Below are 18,669 nucleotides of genomic sequence, written 5' to 3'. Positions count from 1 at the left end.
CTATTTCAGCTTTAACCTAGGATGTCCGAGAATAAATGCTGACACTGGCTGACTACTTTGGTGGTCAGCTTTTTTTTGTTGTTTTTTAACGAGTTGATCAGCGTGAGGTATTTCTTTGAAGGTGCTTCCTCTTGGTCGGCGAGTGAAAAGGTAAGGTGCTGAAGGAAAAGGTGGTTTTGGTACCATTTATAAAGCTGCTGGCTGAGGTCATTCATGTGCTTATGGATTACCCTGGTAAAGGTGGCATTTAGCCCGGAGACAATCCTTACATTTTCCAGGGTAATGATGACCTGTAGGCCTTCATAGATGTCTTTGATTTCTTTGGCTTCCAGCTTTTTTTCGCTGTCAAATTTAAAGAATTCCAGTTCTTCGTTGATGATCTGAGTGGTGGAGGTGTTGATCATCAGCGGTTTTATGTTTCTGCTATGCTCAAAGGCTTCCCGGTAAAGGGCTTCCCAGATTTCCAAAGGAGTGCCCATGATCAGATCATAGGCATCTCCATAAATCTTGTTTTTGTCTTTAAGCAGTATTTTTTCATAAGAGCCAAAGCTCATGCCCGCAGATGCGGTTTCCTCTGCAAGAGCCTGCTGAATCAGTTTGATGTGGAGGACTTTTTTTAGCGATTTGAAAAGTTCCCTATAGGGTCCGAAAAGCTGGAATTTCAGTTTTTTTTCATTGAAATGGATCTTGCTGAGCAGGTCGATATAGATTTCCATAAATATCAGCTTCTCTTCCAGTTCAGTGGCTTTTTTGGACCTGAACTGCTTGGAAAGGGAGATAAAGAGCCTTTTGGCCAAGTCATATTGCTGATCAAAGAGCTGAAATATCGGGGAAACTTGTCGGACTTGCATATCGGATTAGTTTATACGTACAAGGGTGGCACCATATCCAAATCGGCTCTTTTGGGTATCCTGAAAATACTTAATATTTTCCAATTGACTCAGGTATTTGTGGATTTCTTTTCTCAGGACTCCATTGCCCAGACCGTGGATAAAGGTGATTTCATCCATGCCCGAAGCGATGGCGTAATTAAGATTCTTTTCGAAAACCTCCATTTGCAGCTTGAGCATTTCCGTGTTGCTCATAAAGGCGTGGTCTTCAGTCAGCTTTTCGATATGCAGATCGATTTCTTTTTCAGGTCGCTTAAACTGGCGGGCGTGCTGAGGTGATTCTTCACTTCCCTCGTTCAGGGATTTGTTGAGTTCTTTGATGTCAAGTGTTTTGGTCTGTTGGTCAATGGCAAAAAGATAGCTCTTTTTGTTGGTTACAGGGGCTGTTTGCTGGCTCTTGAAGAAGGAAGAAGCCTTGAACTTTACCTTTTTTTCAAAGGGTGGAAGGGTCTTTTCTGTTTTATGATTGACCGGAATAAACTGAAGAAAAAGTGGCGGCCAGTTTTCAAACTGAGGAATCGCTTTTTCATCGAGTTTTTTGGAGCTTTTGGCAGAAAGGGTGCCTGAAGAAACTGTTCTTGAATTGTCCCCAAAAATTTCGGAAGCCATAAAGACATAGTCTTTTTCGCTGTTATTGATCAGGTGCAGGCTGAGGTCTTTGTCGTTGATGGGGACATAACTTAGGTAGAGCCCCGGTTCTGCTTTCTGGCTTTTGACGGTCTCTAGGGGAGCCTCTTTTTCTGCCTTTTTACTGCCCTCACCAAAATATTGTTTTTCCGTTTCATGGATGACGACGACCTCGTTTTTCATGGCTGGAATGCGAAATCCGTCTTCGATTTCAATTTCTATTCTCCCGCCATTTGATATTTTGGTAATGGTTCCTTCCTCGTTTCCGTGCAATAGACGGACCTTATCTCCTATATTCATGATTCTAATGCAGATTTGTAAGTTTTGAGTGCCCTTTCTCTGGCAGCTTTATGTTCTACAATGGGAGAAGGATACTCGTCAGTCCCGTATTCTTCCACCCATTTTTTTACGTATTTTAAATCCTTGTCAAACTTTTTGATTTGGGATGCTGGATTGAAGATCCGAAAATAGGGCTGCGCGTCAGTTCCTGTGCTGGCGGCCCATTGCCAGTTGCCATTATTGGAGGCAAGCTCGTAATCCAGCAATTTTTTCGCAAAATACGCTTCTCCCCAACGCCAGTCAATTAAAAGGTGCTTTGTCAGGAAACTTGCCACCACCATTCTTACCCTGTTGTGCATATAGCCGGTTTGGTTAAGTTGACGCATACCGGCATCCACTATGGGGTAACCTGTCTTTCCCTCGCACCAGCTGTTGAATTCCTCCTCCTTGTTTCTCCAGGGGATATTGTCGTATTGACTTTTAAATGCCTGATCCACGACTTGTGGTTTATGATATAAAATCATCATAAAAAACTCGCGCCAAATCAGCTCACTCAAAAAGGTTTGGTTCAATTCGGCAACTTCCAGGGCCAGTTTTCGGACACTGAGGGTTCCAAAGCGTAAGTGAATGCCCAAATGGGTGGTTTTGTCCACGGCCGGGAAATCCCGGTGTTGATCATAATCTTTGATCAATTCCTTATCCACTTCCAAGGGAGGAAGAGGGATGGAGGTAGGAGCAAAACCGATCTCTTCTAAGGAAGGAAGCTCAAAAGGATCCGTCCGGTAAAGTTTTTTGAAATCAGTTGTCAGCAGCTCTGGCTGATTTTTTTTGAATTTTTCCAGCCAAGAGTTTTTGTAAGCGGTGTATACTTTATAATGACTTCCACTTTCGGTGAGGATTTCATCCTTCTCGTAAATGACCTGGTCTTTGAAATCATAAAAGCCTATGTCTTTGCCTTTAAGAAATTTGCTGACCTCTTTGTCTCTGGAGATAGCGTAGGGTTCATAATCACGGTTGGTATAGACCGCTTCAATGTCAAACTGCTTGGAAAGGTCTTTAAAGACTTCTAAAGGTTTCCCTTTTTTTACCAGCAAGGAAGCACCCTTCTTGACCAGTTTTTCTTGGAGGTGCTTTAATTGTCCATGGATAAAGGTAACCCTGGCGTCTTCTTTGTCTTCCAGCTCATCAAGAATGTCTGTGTCAAAAATAAAAAGGGGTAAAACCTGCTTTTCATTTTGGCAGGCATAATGCAGTGCCGTATTGTCCTCCAGCCGGAGGTCCCTTCTTAACCAACAGATCGTGATCTTTTCCATGTTTTGTTTTACTAATACAATTGAAAAAGCAGGTTAATTGTTTGATGGCGTTTCTTCCTTTTCTTCCCGGGGCCTCGTTTCTAGAATATTAATCCTTAAGGAATCTGCCGGTTCTTTTGGGAACGGGGCCTGGGGGAGTTTGGTTTCTTCCTCAAGGTCGTATCTCAGGAAATCATCCGAATCATTGATGAGGAGCCGTTCTTTTTTCTTTTTGCTGATATTTTGGAAGAGTTCTTTTAGGGAGCTGAACAACAGGGTTTGGGAAACGGAAACGCCGTAAGTATTGACCCTGTCGGCAATGTTCAGGGAGGTGAAAGTGTTGAAGTTGTTTTTGTTGTAGATGCGGAGGCGGTAGCGTCCATCATCAGTGATCAAGTATTCAGCCTGCCAGTCCCCGGCAATGCTGCCCAGGTCTGCATTCCCCTGGGGGTCGGTGAAACTGCCGTCCCTGGTGACCCTTAGCCTTCCGTCCAAGAAGGTATAGGCTACCCTCAGCTGAAAGGTTTCCAAGGCCGATTCATCTAGAGAAGCCAAGTCGATATTGATCTCCAAGTTTTGGTCCACTTGGGAAATAAGGGCGTTTAGCTGGGAGGAGACCAATTGGCTGAGATTGGAGAAACCTATGCCCGCGCTGTTGAACTGGCCTTCCGGCGAAAATCTCCTCAGCATAATCAGGGAGAAAACCTGTCTGTTTTTTTCCTGTTCATCATTGGCGATCCTATTTTTGAAAGCAGAAATGGTCGTTTGGGCTTCTCCATCCGGAAATTCCGAAAAGTCAAAGTCAAAGTTGATGTCAGGGGACAGCAGTGGGCCGTCCAGATCCATGATCACTTTTACAGGGTACCTGCGGAGCAGTTGAGAGTTTTGGAAATCGGGATTGGAGTTTTGGCTGTTCTGCAAACTGGTCAAGGATACATTTTCCTCATAAGTGGCCTTGATGTTCATGACCCCGGCATATGGATCCCCGTACCAGGAGATTCTCCCTCCGGGAAGGATTTCAAATTGCCGGTTGATGATGTTATAAAGGGAAAAGTTGTATTTGGCGTCCACAATTTCATAGTCCCCGGTCATGGAAAATTCACCTTGGGTATCGATGTTGAGGTTCAGGATCCCCCTTCCGTGACCTTGGATGTTTTCACCGGTCCTTGGGTCGATCTGTATTTCCGTGTAGGCATCCGGTGTGACATCCAGCACAAAGTTCATTCGGACATTATTGATGGCCAGTTTTTCTACGGTTTCCTGGAGGTACATCTCCCGGGTAGTGTCCCGTACATTGATGATGTTGATGAATTCCTCCTGGGCCTGACCTTCGGACTCTCCTATGGGGATATAGATTTTTGTATTGGGCCGAGTGGTTGCATTGGCCGTAATGTCCAGGTTGGAAGCTGCCCCAAAGATATTTAAGGTGCCGCTGGCATAAGCCGTACCATAGAAAAGGTCGTTGTCCCTGGCAGAGGTGTTGAGTACTTGGAAGCTGTTTAGGTCAGAGGAAATGTCAAGTACGAAGTTTTTAAAACCATCGTGGGCTATTCCTCCGTTCATGTTGGCTGTATTGCCCTGAACATCGGTAACATTCAGCCCCCTGAAACTGATTTCATTGGGATTGAAGTTGATATTGCCATCTACGGTATAGAAGGTGTTCAGGTAATTGACCCTTACGGTTCCTCCGGTGAGTTTTCCCTGCCCTTTTAGATGTGGTTGTTTCAAGGTCCCCGTCATTTTGAGATCGCCCGATACGGTTCCTCCGAATTGGGTGAGGTAGTCAGACAGGAAGGGTTCAAGTATGTCCAGTTGGGTGTTTTGGAACTTTCCGTCCAAGTCCAACTGGTCATCGTTGGTGTTGATAAACCCACCTATTTCAATGACTTTTTTGTTGTCCCTTTCATTGGTGAGGTGCAGGTTCATCCTGTCGTTTTCGAAATAGGTGGCAGCTTCCAGATTGCCGATGAGGAAATTGTTGATGCTGAGGCTGTCTATGTTGAGGCTTCCGTAGGAGCCGCCCCTGTCCACAAAGGTATTGAAGGCCATGATGCCGTTAGCAGTTCCTTTGTAATCTTTTGAGTCAAAGGTGTTGAGAAAGTCAAGCTTTACATTATGGACTTCGAAACTGAGGATTTCTTCCGGATTTTCACTGATTCTTCCATTTAGGGCTAAGAATTGGCCGTTATTGGAGAGTTCAAGGTTGTCCACATCGATCTGCCCGCTGGAAAGGATGATGGAGTTGTCAGGGGCAAATTCCCAGAAGTTTTCCAGTATTTTTATGTCTGAGGGGGCAAAGGTAATGGCGGTTTGGTCTTTTGACAGCTGAATCTTACTCTGGATGTTGGCATAGCTTTCGGTATTCAGCTGGTCAATTCCCATAGTGAAGTCAATTGCCGATTCATCCCATATGCCTGTTAGGCTGAGGTTGTTGAATACGATGCTTTGGGTGAGTTGCTGTTCTTTGGAGTTGATGTAGCATGCCGCCAAAACTTCTCTGGAATTATTCATCTTGGAGGTGTTGAAATCTAGGTCGTTTTCCAGGAATATTTTATTGCCGTATTGAATAGTGTCTATACCCGAATAGAAATTGAAGATGGTGTTTTCGGGTGTCCGATAGAATGCCCCTTCCACCAGGGTGTTTTTGGAAATATATAAGGCAGGGTCAAAAAGGTGGATGATGGGATTTACGTCATTGAGGCTCATATTGATGTCCAGGTTGTACTCTTCGGACATCCCACGATCTTCCCTTGATTTTTTATATGCTGTATTGGTCAATATGGCCAGATAGTCTTCCAGCAATAGCTGTATGTCCTCATATACTTTCTTTGCTTGGAACTTTCCGGAAATACTGGCCACGAGCAAGTCGGAATTAAGCGAGATCATTCTAGTGTCCTCAGCAAACACTGACTGAAAGATAAAGTTGTCCACCGATAAGTTGCGGCCCTGATGGCTGATGAGAAGGTCTCTGAACCTGGCGACGCCTTCTATCCGGTCAATATCGGTTCCTTTGGTGTCCAGCTCAAAAGCCCCACTGATAAAAAACTCTTTGTCGGTAAGGTTGAGCTTGTTGAGAAAGGCGGTGTCCAACTCGGCGATGAGACGGGCGGAGTCCTTTTGGGCCCTCAAGTCCAGGGTGCCGTCAATACGCGCCTTTAAGTTGGGGTCATTGATGGATAGCTGGCCATTGAACAGGTTTTTCCCGTAGGTGGCATTGGTCCTGATGTTGGTATAATTGTATCGGTTGATGCCGATTTTTCGGACATTGGCGTCAAGTTCCAGCAGGGCTGTTTCCACCGTGGTTCCGGTGCCTTTGATATTTCCTTCAAATGAGAGTTTCTGAAAAGTTTCCGGTGACTCGGTTATCTTTCCAAGATTTAGTTCGTCGACTTTGAGCTGTCCATAATACCTTGGTTTTCCTTTATCGGTCAGGTAGTTGAGCTTTCCCGAGATATTGCCTATTTGTGTCCTGAAGTCCCCGGAGGTTTGGAAACGACTAAGGTAACCGTTGAAATCAGCGTCAAAATGGATGATTTTGAATTTGTTGATTTCTTTTCGCTGTTTTTTATCCAGGTAGGGGAAAAGATCCGAACTGTTCACAGAGGAATTGACCAGTGAGAGTTGAAAGAAAGTGCTGTCGACTTTTGGGAGACCATCGATGTTGAACTTTCCGAAGAGTGCACTCCGTTCACCGAACCTGATCAGTAATTCCTGGGAGTAAAGGTCACTTACTTTGCCGGAGATTTGTCCGCTCAGGTATATTTTATCTTCGATATCTGGGATTTTGCTGGTGAAGTATTTCAAATCCTTTATGTTCAGGACGGATTCATCCAGCTGGGCCAGAATATCGACCTGATTGTTGAAGTCACTGAGGGATTTTACATCTTCATAAGTGAATTTCAGGTAATTTTTGATGATGGTTTCGTTGGATTTGAAGTAGAGCTCATCAAACTCCATGGCTTGTGGGGAATACGAAAAAACGGCTTTCAGCTGCTGGAATTCCATGCCGGAGGTCGCTTCGATGCCCTTCAGCGTGTGGATATTTAAACCAATATTGCTTCCTTGAGCGATCAGGTTATCCGCGCCACCTCTCAATTTTCGGAAACGCAGCCGGGTATAGTCGAAGCCGCTTTCTATCTTGGGTTTCCTCAGATCAAAAATATCCAAGGAGGTTCCTTCAAAGGAAATAGTGCCTATGCTGAACTGACTGCTGCTTTTTTTCTCCGAAGATTTCTTTTTTCTGGTCAGTTCATTGATTTTGTTGATGAATTGTGAGATGTTGGGGGTACTTTCTCCAATATGGGTGAGGAAGCGGAGTTGTCCACCCTTGAGTTTTATTTCATCCAGGCCGGGATTGGTTTTGTCCAGCAATCCCGACAGGGAAAAATCGATGTCCACCACTTCCAGATCTGCCATCAAGCTGTCTTGAGGATCTCGCACGGTAAGCCCTTTTAAGCTGACCGCATCCCACCATCGGATATGGACGGATTGAATTTTTGTCTGAAAGTTGGTGTTTTCACTCAGTTGTTTGGCCAAGAATTGCGTGGCTTCGGTCTGGACAGAAGGGACCTGCAGGGCCACAGCCACCAAAAGCAAGAGGATAAGCAGAAAAGAGGCTACTAGTAGCATTCCCCTCAAAGCTTTCTGCAAAAATTCCGTAACTTTCGATTTCTTTTCCAAAGGATTATGAAGAATATTAATATACTCGCGATAGAGTCCTCGTGTGACGAGACGTCAGCGTCCGTTATATCTGACGGCAAAATACTTAATAATATTGTCGCCACGCAATCCGTTCACGAAAAATATGGTGGGGTGGTTCCTGAGTTGGCTTCCAGGGCCCATCAGCAACACCTGATTCCCGTGATTCATGAGGCGATGGAAGGTTCCGGTTTGAAAAAGGAGGAGCTATCGGCAGTAGCGGTTACCCGAGGTCCGGGCCTGATGGGATCTTTGATGGTGGGGGTTTCTTTTGCTAAGTCCTTTGCTTATTCCCTGGGTATTCCCTTGATAGATGTAAATCACATGCAGGCACATATTCTGGCCCATTTTATAGATGAGCCTAAGCCGAACTTCCCTTTTATCTGTCTCACTGTCAGTGGAGGACATACCCAGTTGGTGCTGGTCAGAGACTATCTTGATATGGAAGTGATAGGAGAGACACTGGATGATGCTGTGGGGGAAGCGTTTGACAAAACGGCTAAATTATTGGGCTTGCCCTATCCGGGGGGACCTTTGGTCGATCAATACGCGGGAGAGGGAGATCCAAAAGCCTTTGCCTTTCCCTTGTCCGAGATGCCGGGCCTGAATTATTCATTCAGCGGGATAAAAACTGCGGTCCTTTACTTTTTGAGGGACCAAGTAAAGCAAAATGCGAATTTTGTCGAAGAAAATATGGCCGATATATGTGCTTCAGTTCAGCATACGCTGATCAAGATGCTTATGCAAAAGCTCAAAAGGGCCGCAAGGGAATATAAAGTCAAGGAAATAGCCATTGCTGGAGGGGTATCGGCCAATTCAGGTCTCCGTAGGGAGCTGGAGGAACTGGCGAAGGAACTCCGTTGGAAGGTTTATGTTCCGAAGTTCGAATATTGCACCGACAATGCAGCAATGATAGCGATGGCCGCCCATTACAAATATTTAAAGGGTGAGTTTTGTGGCTTGGACATCAGTCCCATGGCCAAAATGAAGTTAGGTTAAAAAGTGAAATTACAATGGCTAAGGAAAGCAGGTTTAGTAAGATAATCAATATCAAAAACAGGAAAGCAAGTTTTGAATACGAGTTTTTGGAGACGCTGGTGGCGGGTATCCGGCTTACCGGAACGGAGATCAAGTCCATTCGGGAAGGGAAAGTGTCGCTAAAGGAGGCTTACTGTTATTTTAAAAGGGGAGAGCTTTTTGTGAAACAGATGCATATTGCCCCCTATTCCCTGGCGGCCCATTATAATCATGATGCAGTCCGTGAGCGGAAGCTCTTGCTTAATAGAAGAGAGCTTGATAAATTAGAAAGTAAATTGAATGAGAAAGGGCTTTCTATCATTCCTGTTCGTATATTTATTAACGACAGGGGATTGGCTAAATTGGAAATTGCCCTGGGGAGAGGTAAAAAACTGCATGACAAACGTCAGGATATAAAGAAGAAAGATGCAAAACGAGAACTCGACAGGATGGCCTATTGAACATAAATACGGAATATGCAGGCTAAGTTTAATCAGTGTCTACCAGGAAGCCCGCCCTGGGGCAGGACTTTTGACCCAAGTACTATTTGGAGAGACCTATGTGGTCTTGGAAGTTACCCCGGATGAAAAGTGGCTTAAGGTAAATACCAAAGACGGGGTGACTGGATGGATGCTGCATGCGCAACATGAGGGCTTGTCCGAGAGTGATTATGAGTCTTGTAATGAGGAGGACTTTCAAGTAGTTGTTTCCCCTCTTTCTACCCTGAAGTTTAGGGATCATCTATTGTATCTATTGCCCGGTAGCAATCTTCATGTGGGGGCTTCAGAACTTTTTAGCATGGATGGCACGATGGATTTTAAGGGGCAATCCAGGAATTTTAAAGATAAGGCCAAGCGCAAGGAGCTTGTCGAATTGAGTCAAATGTTCATTGATGTACCCTTTCTGTCCGGCGGAAGGGGTTTTTTTGGTATAGGCTCAGGGAGTTTTATTCAGTTGGTTTATAAGATGGGCGGATATTATGCGCCAAAGTTCATCTCCCAGTTTTTGGACGTAGGAAAAGAAGTGCCGTTTCAAGAAATTCAACTGGGCGATATCGTGATATTTGGAAATTCCAAAGATATTCCCCATCATGCAGGAATATATATAGGTGATAGTCAGGTGATTCATGTCCGGGGCAAAGTAAAGGTGGACCAAGTGAAACTTGATGGAACCAGAACAGGAAAAAACAATTCTGCTTTGCATCGTGTTTTGCAAATCAGGAGTTTAATATAGATGTAATGGAAAAGAAGGTTCTCGTGCTCAACTTAGACCATACGCCTATTGCCGTGGTAACGGCTCAAAAGGCAATGGTGCTTACTTTCCTTGAGAAAGTGAGCGTGTTGGCCGATTACCAATTTTTAAGTATCCGTACCGTCACCAGGGAATATAAATATCCTGCAGTGGTGAGGCTTGATGAATACAAAAGTGTTCCTTACCGGGGTGTGCTACTAAACCGAACCAATTTGTTTAGGAGGGATAATAATGAATGCCAATACTGTGGCTCCCAAAAACATTTGACCATAGACCATGTGGTTCCCCGCTCCAAGGGAGGGAAGACCAACTGGACAAACCTGATCACTGCCTGTCATCGCTGCAATGTGCAGAAAGGAGATAAATCGCTGGAAGAAGCAGGCTTATTGATAAAAAGGAAGCCGTTTAAACCTTCCTTGTCCTATTTTTTGGTTGAATATGCTGAAAGAAATGCGGAGGAGTGGATCCCTTATTTGGATCTAAGGACTTATCAGGCTAGCTGATGCTTCAGGGCAGGTTGTTGATGAAGGAATAAGGCGATATTGCCTTCCTCCCTCTGTGGAAATCGTCTAGCTAAGCATGGAGAAGGCGGGTGACTACAGATCAAGAAAGGTGATAAAAAGCAGCATAGCTGTCCAAGATCACCATGATTCCTATACACATCAATGGGTGCATTTCTAAGCAAGTCATAGAGGTGTCATTCCATTTACGTCCACTTTTTCACTGATTTTTCTGCTTCCATGAATTTTAGCATGTCCTAGATAAGGAAAGGATAATAGAGAGGTTTGGGGATAAATTTTTATATTAGGTTTTTAACGAAACCCCAACCTAATGACCATTCTATTTGTTCTGCTGAGCATTTTGCTTTTAGTGCTGCTCATTGTCTGGGCAAAGCTGAACCCCTTTTTAGCTTTTCTGCTCACCTCCATTACTGCCGGATTTTTATTGGGAATCCCTCCCGAACAGCTTGCCAGTTCTGTGCAGACAGGTATCGGGGGTTTATTGGGCGACCTGATTATAATCATTACCATGGGGGCTATGCTGGGGAAGCTGGTCGCAGAAAGCGGAGCTGCCCAGCGCATTGCCGATGTCCTGATGAAGGTTTTCGGGAAAAGATATATCCACTGGGCCATGATGTTAACCGGCTTGGTGGTGGGAATCCCCTTATTTTATAATGTAGGCTTTATTTTGCTTGTTCCACTGGTGTTTACTGTTGCCTATCAATTTCGTCTTCCGGCGGTTTTTGTAGGGATCCCGCTTTTGGCCTCCCTTTCGGTGACCCACGGTTTTTTGCCTCCCCATCCCTCCCCGGCGGCACTGGTGGCCCAGTTTGAGGCCAATATGGGGCTGACCTTGCTGTATGGTATGATCATAGCGGTGCCCACCATAATTATAGCAGGCCCCTGGTTTGCCCGGTTTTTGAAAAAAATCCCCTCCAAGCCTTTGGAGACTTTCATGGCCGAGACCAGGCCGTCTGAAGCTTTGCCGGGGACCTTTAATAGTTTTTTCTCGGCGCTCTTACCCGTGTTGCTTTTGGTAGGGACGACCATGATGTCGTTCCAAATTAGCGAAGAACATGGATTCTATGGTGTTATGAAATTCATAGCTGATCCGGGAATGGTGATGCTATTCTCCCTGCTAGTGGCTACATTTACCCTAGGCATAGGAAGAAAGCTATCCATGGATAAGCTGATGGGGATTTATGTGGTGGCGGTCAAGGACGTAAGTATGATTATTTTGATCGTCGCAGGAGCCGGTGCATTAAAGCAGGTACTGTTGGATAGCGGGGTAAGCCTGGAAATAGCAGACGCCTTGGAGGGCTGGAATGTACATCCACTGATTTTGGCTTGGACCATTACTGCGGTAATAAGGGTGTGCGTGGGGTCAGCGACGGTGGCGGGACTGACTACTGCCGGGATCATAGCGCCCTTAATAGAGGGGGCAGGTGTGGACCCAAATTTAGTGGTATTGGCCATAGGGGCCGGAAGTCTGATGTTTTCCCACTTTAACGATGCTGGGTTTTGGATGTACAAAGAGTTTTTCAACGTCAGCATCAGGGACACCATTAAGTCTTGGTCTGTTATGGAAACCATAGTGGCAGTGGTGGGCTTGTTGGGAGTGATGGTGCTGGATGGGGTCTTAGGGTAGGGAGGTTTAAAGGTTTTAATGTTGGAAGGTGTATAGGAAATGATCCTACAGCAAGTTTCCAACTGTAAACTGTTTCCCAATAACCAATAATAAATAACTCAATAACTTGATTACTCAATAACTATTTAAAAATATGTCAGCTGAAGAGAATTTCACCAAACTAAAATTAAACCTCCCCCCTGCGCCAAAGCCTGCGGGTGTTTACAAGCCCTGCTTGATTGATGGGAAATACCTATACCTATCGGGACATGGTACAGTTAAGGACGATGGGACTTTAATCGTCGGGCGGATAGGGCAGGAGTTGGGTGTTGAAGAAGGGAAGCTGGCCGCTCGCCAGGTAGGCTTGGCCATGCTTTCTACCATTCGCGCCAATTTGGGCAGCCTTAACAAAGTAAAGAGAGTGATCAAAGTATTGGGAATGGTCAACTGTGTGCCGGAATTTCAAAGACATCCCTATGTCATCAATGGTTGTAGCGAGCTCTTTGCAGCGGTGTGGGGTGAGGAAAATGGAATAGGTGTAAGGAGTGCAGTTGGGTTCGGTTCTTTGCCGGACAATATCCCCGTGGAAGTGGAGGCATTGTTTGAACTACACTAAAGTAAGATGTCAAAAAACAAACTGGATTGGTATGTGGTGAAGGGAGTGAGGAAAGTGGATTCCCCCTCCCTGCTGGTGTATCCTGAAAGGGTGAAGGTCAATATCCGGCTACTGAAGTCAATGGTAAAGGACCTGTCTTTATTGCAGCCGCATATAAAGACCTATAAGTGTAAGGAAGTGGCAGGGCTGCTGATGGAAGAGGGAATCCATAAATTTAAATGTGCTACCATTGCAGAGGCAGAGATGCTTGCGATGGCAGGGGCAAAGGAAGTTTTGATTGCCTACCCCATGGTGGGGCCCAAGGTAAATAGAATGATCAAACTGATGTTGGCCTATCAAGATACGCAGTTTTCCTGTTTGGTGGACTGCCCTGAGCAAGCCCAGCACCTCTCTGATCACACTTATCAAGCCGATGTTTTTCTGCGGGTTTTTGTGGACTTGAACGTGGGCACTGACCGAACAGGGATTGTCCCAGACTGTGAGGCGATGGATCTGTATGATTTTTGCAAGGATACCAGTCATCTGATTACCATGGGGCTGCACGTGTATGATGGACATTTTAGGCAATATGATCTGGAAGAGCGAAAGGAAGCATGCGATGATGCCTTTAGGCCTGTTCAGGAGCTGATAACTAAAATAAGCCAAAAGTTCGGTAATGATTTTAAGGTCATTGCAGGTGGCTCACCCACTTTCCCAATACACTGTATGAGAGAAGGCGTAATATGTAGTCCGGGCACTTTTGCCTATTGGGACAAAGGGTATCATGACAGTTTGCTCGAGCAATCATTCGATTATGGGGCGGTATTATTGTCCAGGGTGGTTTCCAAACCGGCTCCAGACCTGATATGTCTGGATCTGGGCTATAAGTCCATCGCCTCTGAAGGGGATATGGGAAAAAGAGCTTGGTTTATAGAGCATCCCGATTGGAAAGTGAAAAGCCACAGTGAGGAGCACATGGTTGTGGAGGTAGGAGCCGATGAGATGAAAGTAGGGGAGGAAGTCTACGTGATCCCTTATCATATCTGTCCTACTGTGGCCATGTACGATAAGGTGTTGACCGTGGAAAACTACCGCATAACCGGTCAATGGAATACCGTGGCGCGGAGAAGGAAGATTAATATTTAAGGAGGTTCGAAGTACGAAGTTTGAAGACCGAAGTGGGAAGTGGGAAGTGGGAAGTACGGAGTGGGAGGTACGAAGTGGGAAGTACGGAGGACGAAGTAAGTGTAAGCGGAATTTAGAATGATGAATGTCGAATGAACTTAGAAAGAACGGAATACTAAGTAGGAAGTGCGAAGTCTCAATAACCAATAACCATTAACCAATAACCAAATCAATAATGTTTACAATCGATGCCCATTTGGACCTGAGTATGAATGCCATGGAGTGGAACCGGGATTTGACCCAGTCAGTTGCCGCCATAAACGCTGGGGAGGCAGGGATGAAGGATAAGCCCGACCGAGGAAAAGCCACTGTATCATTGTCTGCTTTGCGGGAGGGGAACATTGGCCTTGTGGTGGCTACACAGATTGCAAGATACGTGGGGCAGGATAATCCTTTGCCGGGCTGGTATTCGCCAGAACAGGCCTGGGCGCAAACCCAAGGGCAACTGGCGTGGTACAGAGCGATGGAGGATGCCGGGGAGATGGTTCAGATCAAGGATTTAGGAGGACTGGAAACCCATTTGGAAAACTGGCAGTGGAGTAATGGCGATAAAGCCATAGGTTATATTCTCTCCCTTGAAGGGGCTGATTCGATCGTGAATTTATCATATTTGGAAAAAGCTTATCAGCAAGGGCTTCGCGCTTTAGGTCCGGCGCATTATGGTCCTGGAAGGTATGCCCAAGGGACTGATGCGACAGGTTTTCTAGGGGATAAGGGCCGCGAGTTGCTTAAGGAAATGGAGCGGCTTAATATTATTCTGGATGCCACTCATCTCTGTGATGACAGTTTTTGGGAGGCATTGGATCATTTCAATGGGCCTGTATGGGCAAGTCACAATAACTGCAGGACCCTGGTGGAGCATAACCGGCAGTTCAGCGATGATCAGATCAAGGCTTTGATCGATCGTGGAGCGGTAATTGGCGGTGCCTTAGACGCCTGGATGATGGTGCCGAACTGGGAAAGGGGTAAATCCACTCCCAAGGAGATGGGCTGTAACCTTGAAAAAATGATTGATCACCTGGATCATATCTGTCAAATAGCGGGCAATGCGGATCATATAGGGATTGGTTCAGACCTGGACGGGGCTTTTGGCAAGGAGCAGTGTCCGTATGATCTAGAGACTATTGCAGACTTAAAAAATATTCCTGACCTGTTGAGGAAAAGAGGCTTTTTGGAAGAAGATATTGAAAAAGTCATGCACGGCAACTGGCTCAGGTTTTTGAGGAATGCTTGGAGGTGAGTTTGAAGTACGAAGTATCAAGTAGCAAGTACGAAGTACAAAGTACGAAGGTGCGAAGTGTAAATGGAATAAAGAATGATGAATGTCCAATGCCGAAATAAGAATGGTCTAAGAAGGCAGGAGGTTGAATAACTCAATAACTGAATAACAAATAACTTGATAACCAATGATAGGGGAGACAACACGAATGGCTTCATCAGTGTTTTCGCCTGTTGATTTTTTCCGTTTATAAATACTTGATAGTCAACAAGTGTTTCGGTTTTAATTTTTTGGCTGAAATTGTTTAAAGTGGTAAAAAATCAGTACTTTTGCAGTCCGTTCGGGTGAATGGTTTCTAACTTGTTGAGAGACAGGGAGGAAAAAATCTTAACTAAAAACCTCAGCCCAATGACTCTAGGGCTGTTGAAAATCAGAGTCATTTTACTAATATGTCTAATAACGAAGATTTTAACTGGGACAAGTTCGAAACCAAAGGTTTTGGTGAAGGCTACACTTCTGCAGAGAGAGCAGAGATGGAAAAGCTGTATGACCAGACTTTGACCGAAATTAGTGAGAAGGAGGTTATCAAAGGTACTGTAGTAGGTATCAATGATAAAGATGTAATCATCAACATCGGATTCAAGTCAGATGGTCTAGTGCCTAGAACTGAGTTCCGGGACCTTCCTGATCTGAAAATCGGAGATGAAGTAGAACTTTTCATTGAAGAGCAAGAAAATGCTTTGGGTCAATTGGTACTTTCTAGAAAGAAAGCCAAAATGGTTCGTGCATGGCAGGACATCGAAGATGCGCTTGAGTACGACAATGTGATCGAAGGTCTTGTTAAGAGAAGAACCAAAGGTGGTTTGATCGTAGATATCTACGGTGTAGAAGCCTTCTTGCCAGGTTCTCAAATTGACGTGAAGCCTATCAGGGACTTTGATGTCTATGTAGGTAAGAAGATGGAAGTGAAAGTGGTGAAGATCAACCACGCTAACGATAACGTAGTAGTTTCTCACAAAGTCTTGATCGAGAAAGACCTCGAGAAGCAAAAAGCAGAAATCCTAAACAACCTGGAGAAAGGTCAGGTATTGGAAGGTGTGATCAAAAACATGACCAACTTCGGTGTATTCATCGACTTGGGTGGTGTAGACGGTCTACTTCACATCACCGACATCTCTTGGGGACGTATCAACCATCCAGAAGAAGTGCTTAACCTTGACGACAAAGTTCAGGTGGTGGTACTTGACTTCGATGATGACAAGAAACGTATCTCTTTGGGTATGAAGCAGCTTACTGCTCATCCTTGGGATTCTCTTTCTGCTGAGCTTGAAGTTGGTTCTAAAGTGAAAGGTAAAATCGTTAACGTTGCTGACTATGGTGCATTCCTTGAGTTGGCTCCAGGCGTTGAAGGTTTGATCCACGTTTCTGAGATGTCTTGGTCTCAGCACTTGAGAAACCCTGCTGACTTCGTGAAAGTAGGAGACGAAATCGAAGCAGTTGTACTTACGTTGGACAAAGAGGACAGAAAAATGTCTCTTGGTATCAAGCAGTTGACTGAAGATCCATGGACTAAGCAAGACATGGTGACCAAATATGCTGTAAGTACCAAGCATAAAGGTGTGGTAAGAAACTTGACTAACTTCGGATTGTTCCTTGAACTTGAAGAAGGTATCGACGGTCTTGTACACGTTTCTGATCTTTCTTGGACTAAGAAAATCAAGCACCCTTCTGAGTACGTGAAGGTAGGGGATGAACTAGAAGTAGTTGTTCTTGAGCTTGATGTAGACAACAGAAGATTGGCACTAGGTCATAAGCAACTTGAAGAAAATCCTTGGGATACTTTTGAAGGAGTATTCCCAGTAGGTTCTACTCACAAGTGTACTGTTGTTTCTAAAAATGACAAAGGTGCTGTATTGGAGCTGCCTTACGGATTGGAAGGATTTGCTACCATCAAGAACCTTGAAAAAGAAGATGGTTCTCAGGTAGAGGTTGGTGACGCAGTTGACTTTGTGGTTACTGAATTCTCTAAAGATGACAAGCGTATCGTACTTTCTCATACAGCTACTTTCAGAGAAGAAGCTATGCCAGCTAAACCAGCCAAGAAAACTGGTGGTGCCAAGAAGAAGGCGACAGGTACAGATGCTCCTGAGAAATCTACTTTAGGAGATTTGGATGCACTTTCTGCATTGAAAGAGAAAATGGAAGGTGGAGATAAGAAATAAGCGTTAGCTTTATCTCACTAAAATATAAAAAGCATCCCGAGAAATCGGGGTGCTTTTTTTGTTTGTAAGGAGATGATTCATGCCATGACTTTGAGTCATGGCATGAATAGTTATTGATCTTCATTGGGTGTTTTAAGGGCAAGGTCAAATTCCTTGTTGAGCTTTTTTATGAGATAGGCAGAAAGCAGCGGGGATTCCTTTTCAATGTTTTGGTGGACAAAGAAGTAGAGTTTCTGCAGTCCCTGCTTTCTCCAAGTAATGATCCTTTCAAGCCAGTCGTCCAGCCTGGAATAGTCACTTTCTGCATTGGCTCCAACATATCGTATGAATGCGGTGTCACTGGTGAGACGCATATGGAGCATATCTCTTCTGCCGGCAGTGTCTACGATGATATTGGTCCGTTCGTTTTCTGCCAAGAGCTTACAGTAGTTGTCCAGTACCTCCTCATTGGAGAACCACTCTTCGTTGCGGAGTTCCAGTGCCAAAGGGATTTCTTTTGGGAATTCTTCGATGAACTTTTCTATTCGGTCAAAATCCTTGGGTTTAAAATTGTCATGCATTTGTAGAAAGGCCATGCCCAATTTGTCTTCGAAATTGGCGATAGCATCGGCGAAGGCCGTTACAGGCTCTTGTACATTGATCAATCTTTTGAAATGACTGACGGAATTGGGGATTTTAGGGAAGAATTTAAAGCCTTCCGGGGTTTTGCCTGCCCATGTTTTTACCTGTTCGATGCTTGGAGAGCTGTAAAAGGTGGCGTTCAGCTCAATCGAGTTGAACTGGGTGGAATAATAACTGAGCTCGTCTTTGGTGCCCCTAGGGTAAAAACCTTTCAGGTCAGATCTATTCCATTTGGCACAGCCAACATAGACTTCAAAAGGCTGGTCTGACTTCTGCTTATTGAGGACTTTCTTGGTTTCGGGATGATCTTCCGGTAGGGTGAAGTCTACAGATGAGGGGTCGGGAACGCTTCCAAATTTCATAGTATATGGTTTCTCTTGTTATGAAAAAATAAAAGTTACGTAATAATGTGAGAAACTAAAACGGCAAAAGGGGAGAAAAGTTACGCCATTGTAAAAAAAGAAAAGCATCCATTTCTGGATGCTTTTCTTTATCGAGGTCGAGAGCGGATTCGAACCGCTGTACAAGGTTTTGCAGACCTCTGCCTAGCCACTCGGCCACTCGACCATTTGAATCGAGTGCAAATGTATAGATTATCTTATTTTATGCAAAATAACCTACGTTTATTATTTTTTAATTTTCCGCA

Annotated in this window: 14 protein-coding genes and 1 tRNA gene; 9 read left to right on the top strand and 6 right to left on the bottom strand. The window is 44.8% G+C overall.

The features are described from left to right. Window positions 1–11: 11 nt before the first annotated feature. From ACYVAA_RS04745 to ACYVAA_RS04730, 4 genes are read right to left on the bottom strand one after another with little or no spacing between them, the layout of a single operon-like run. Window positions 12–851: a hypothetical protein gene (locus ACYVAA_RS04745; protein WP_460538974.1), complete on the bottom strand. Its 840-nt coding sequence runs from the start codon at window positions 849–851 to the stop codon at window positions 12–14. 6 nt (window positions 852–857) lie between these two features. Then, a complete protein-coding gene (locus ACYVAA_RS04740) occupies window positions 858–1,817 on the bottom strand; it encodes a Smr/MutS family protein (RefSeq protein WP_460538971.1) in 960 nt (319 codons plus the stop codon). Then, a complete protein-coding gene (locus ACYVAA_RS04735) occupies window positions 1,814–3,109 on the bottom strand; it encodes a cryptochrome/photolyase family protein (protein ID WP_460538969.1) in 1,296 nt (431 codons plus the stop codon). The genes ACYVAA_RS04740 and ACYVAA_RS04735 overlap by 4 nt, the downstream gene beginning before the upstream one ends. Window positions 3,110–3,142: 33 nt before the next feature. After that, window positions 3,143–7,717 (bottom strand): translocation/assembly module TamB domain-containing protein, encoded by a 4,575-nt coding sequence (locus ACYVAA_RS04730; protein ID WP_460538967.1) that lies wholly within the window; start codon window positions 7,715–7,717, stop codon window positions 3,143–3,145. Window positions 7,718–7,774: 57 nt separating this feature from the next. Between ACYVAA_RS04730 and tsaD the strand changes: the two genes are divergently transcribed. From tsaD to rpsA, 9 genes are all read left to right on the top strand, one after another. Next, complete coding sequence (tsaD, locus tag ACYVAA_RS04725; RefSeq protein WP_460538965.1) at window positions 7,775–8,785, top strand: tRNA (adenosine(37)-N6)-threonylcarbamoyltransferase complex transferase subunit TsaD; 1,011 nt, start codon at window positions 7,775–7,777, stop codon at window positions 8,783–8,785. A gap of 14 nt (window positions 8,786–8,799) precedes the next feature. After that, complete coding sequence (gene smpB, locus ACYVAA_RS04720) at window positions 8,800–9,264, top strand: SsrA-binding protein (RefSeq protein WP_460538963.1); 465 nt, start codon at window positions 8,800–8,802, stop codon at window positions 9,262–9,264. Beyond that, on the top strand, window positions 9,230–10,036 hold the full coding sequence (locus tag ACYVAA_RS04715) for a C40 family peptidase (protein ID WP_460538960.1): 807 nt from the start codon (window positions 9,230–9,232) through the stop codon (window positions 10,034–10,036). Before smpB ends, ACYVAA_RS04715 begins: the two co-directional genes overlap by 35 nt. Window positions 10,037–10,041: 5 nt before the next feature. Continuing rightward, the gene (locus tag ACYVAA_RS04710) at window positions 10,042–10,557 is read left to right on the top strand and encodes an HNH endonuclease (protein WP_460538957.1); all 516 of its coding nucleotides are present in this window, start codon (window positions 10,042–10,044) and stop codon (window positions 10,555–10,557) included. Window positions 10,558–10,885: 328 nt separating this feature from the next. Then, entirely contained in the window at window positions 10,886–12,202 is a 1,317-nt protein-coding gene (locus tag ACYVAA_RS04705; RefSeq protein ID WP_460538955.1) for a transporter permease, read from the top strand. Between the two features lie 133 nt (window positions 12,203–12,335). Next, window positions 12,336–12,797, top strand: a complete 462-nt coding sequence (locus ACYVAA_RS04700; protein ID WP_460538953.1) for a RidA family protein — start codon at window positions 12,336–12,338, stop codon at window positions 12,795–12,797. Between the two features lie 6 nt (window positions 12,798–12,803). Continuing rightward, on the top strand, window positions 12,804–13,922 hold the full coding sequence (locus ACYVAA_RS04695; RefSeq protein ID WP_460538951.1) for a D-TA family PLP-dependent enzyme: 1,119 nt from the start codon (window positions 12,804–12,806) through the stop codon (window positions 13,920–13,922). Between the two features lie 214 nt (window positions 13,923–14,136). Continuing rightward, window positions 14,137–15,201: a dipeptidase gene (locus ACYVAA_RS04690; RefSeq protein ID WP_460538949.1), complete on the top strand. Its 1,065-nt coding sequence runs from the start codon at window positions 14,137–14,139 to the stop codon at window positions 15,199–15,201. A 428-nt stretch (window positions 15,202–15,629) separates the two neighbouring features. After that, window positions 15,630–17,402, top strand: coding sequence for a 30S ribosomal protein S1 (rpsA, locus tag ACYVAA_RS04685; protein WP_460538947.1), 1,773 nt, complete (start codon window positions 15,630–15,632; stop codon window positions 17,400–17,402). Between the two features lie 110 nt (window positions 17,403–17,512). On the opposite strand, the gene ACYVAA_RS04680 is transcribed toward rpsA, so the two are convergent. Then, window positions 17,513–18,385 carry a DUF72 domain-containing protein gene (locus ACYVAA_RS04680; RefSeq protein WP_460538945.1) on the bottom strand — a complete coding sequence of 291 codons (873 nt, stop codon included), beginning with the start codon at window positions 18,383–18,385 and terminating at the stop codon, window positions 17,513–17,515. A 134-nt stretch (window positions 18,386–18,519) separates the two neighbouring features. Next, window positions 18,520–18,590, bottom strand: a tRNA-Cys gene (locus tag ACYVAA_RS04675). Window positions 18,591–18,669 lie beyond the last annotated feature (79 nt).

It is taken from the genome of Echinicola sediminis (assembly GCF_054777495.1).
This window is presented reverse-complemented; position numbering and strand designations above follow the sequence as displayed.

Coding starts and splice junctions, on each gene's coding strand:
- ACYVAA_RS04710 (WP_460538957.1), top strand. CDS start 10,042: ATGGAAAAGAAGGTTCTCGTGCTCAACTTAGACCATACGCCTATTGCC.
- ACYVAA_RS04690 (WP_460538949.1), top strand. CDS start 14,137: ATGTTTACAATCGATGCCCATTTGGACCTGAGTATGAATGCCATGGAG.
- ACYVAA_RS04705 (WP_460538955.1), top strand. CDS start 10,886: ATGACCATTCTATTTGTTCTGCTGAGCATTTTGCTTTTAGTGCTGCTC.
- ACYVAA_RS04695 (WP_460538951.1), top strand. CDS start 12,804: ATGTCAAAAAACAAACTGGATTGGTATGTGGTGAAGGGAGTGAGGAAA.
- tsaD (WP_460538965.1), top strand. CDS start 7,775: ATGAAGAATATTAATATACTCGCGATAGAGTCCTCGTGTGACGAGACG.
- ACYVAA_RS04735 (WP_460538969.1), bottom strand. CDS start 3,109: ATGGAAAAGATCACGATCTGTTGGTTAAGAAGGGACCTCCGGCTGGAG.
- ACYVAA_RS04740 (WP_460538971.1), bottom strand. CDS start 1,817: ATGAATATAGGAGATAAGGTCCGTCTATTGCACGGAAACGAGGAAGGA.
- ACYVAA_RS04680 (WP_460538945.1), bottom strand. CDS start 18,385: ATGAAATTTGGAAGCGTTCCCGACCCCTCATCTGTAGACTTCACCCTA.
- smpB (WP_460538963.1), top strand. CDS start 8,800: ATGGCTAAGGAAAGCAGGTTTAGTAAGATAATCAATATCAAAAACAGG.
- ACYVAA_RS04745 (WP_460538974.1), bottom strand. CDS start 851: ATGCAAGTCCGACAAGTTTCCCCGATATTTCAGCTCTTTGATCAGCAA.
- ACYVAA_RS04700 (WP_460538953.1), top strand. CDS start 12,336: ATGTCAGCTGAAGAGAATTTCACCAAACTAAAATTAAACCTCCCCCCT.
- rpsA (WP_460538947.1), top strand. CDS start 15,630: ATGTCTAATAACGAAGATTTTAACTGGGACAAGTTCGAAACCAAAGGT.
- ACYVAA_RS04715 (WP_460538960.1), top strand. CDS start 9,230: ATGCAAAACGAGAACTCGACAGGATGGCCTATTGAACATAAATACGGA.
- ACYVAA_RS04730 (WP_460538967.1), bottom strand. CDS start 7,717: ATGCTACTAGTAGCCTCTTTTCTGCTTATCCTCTTGCTTTTGGTGGCT.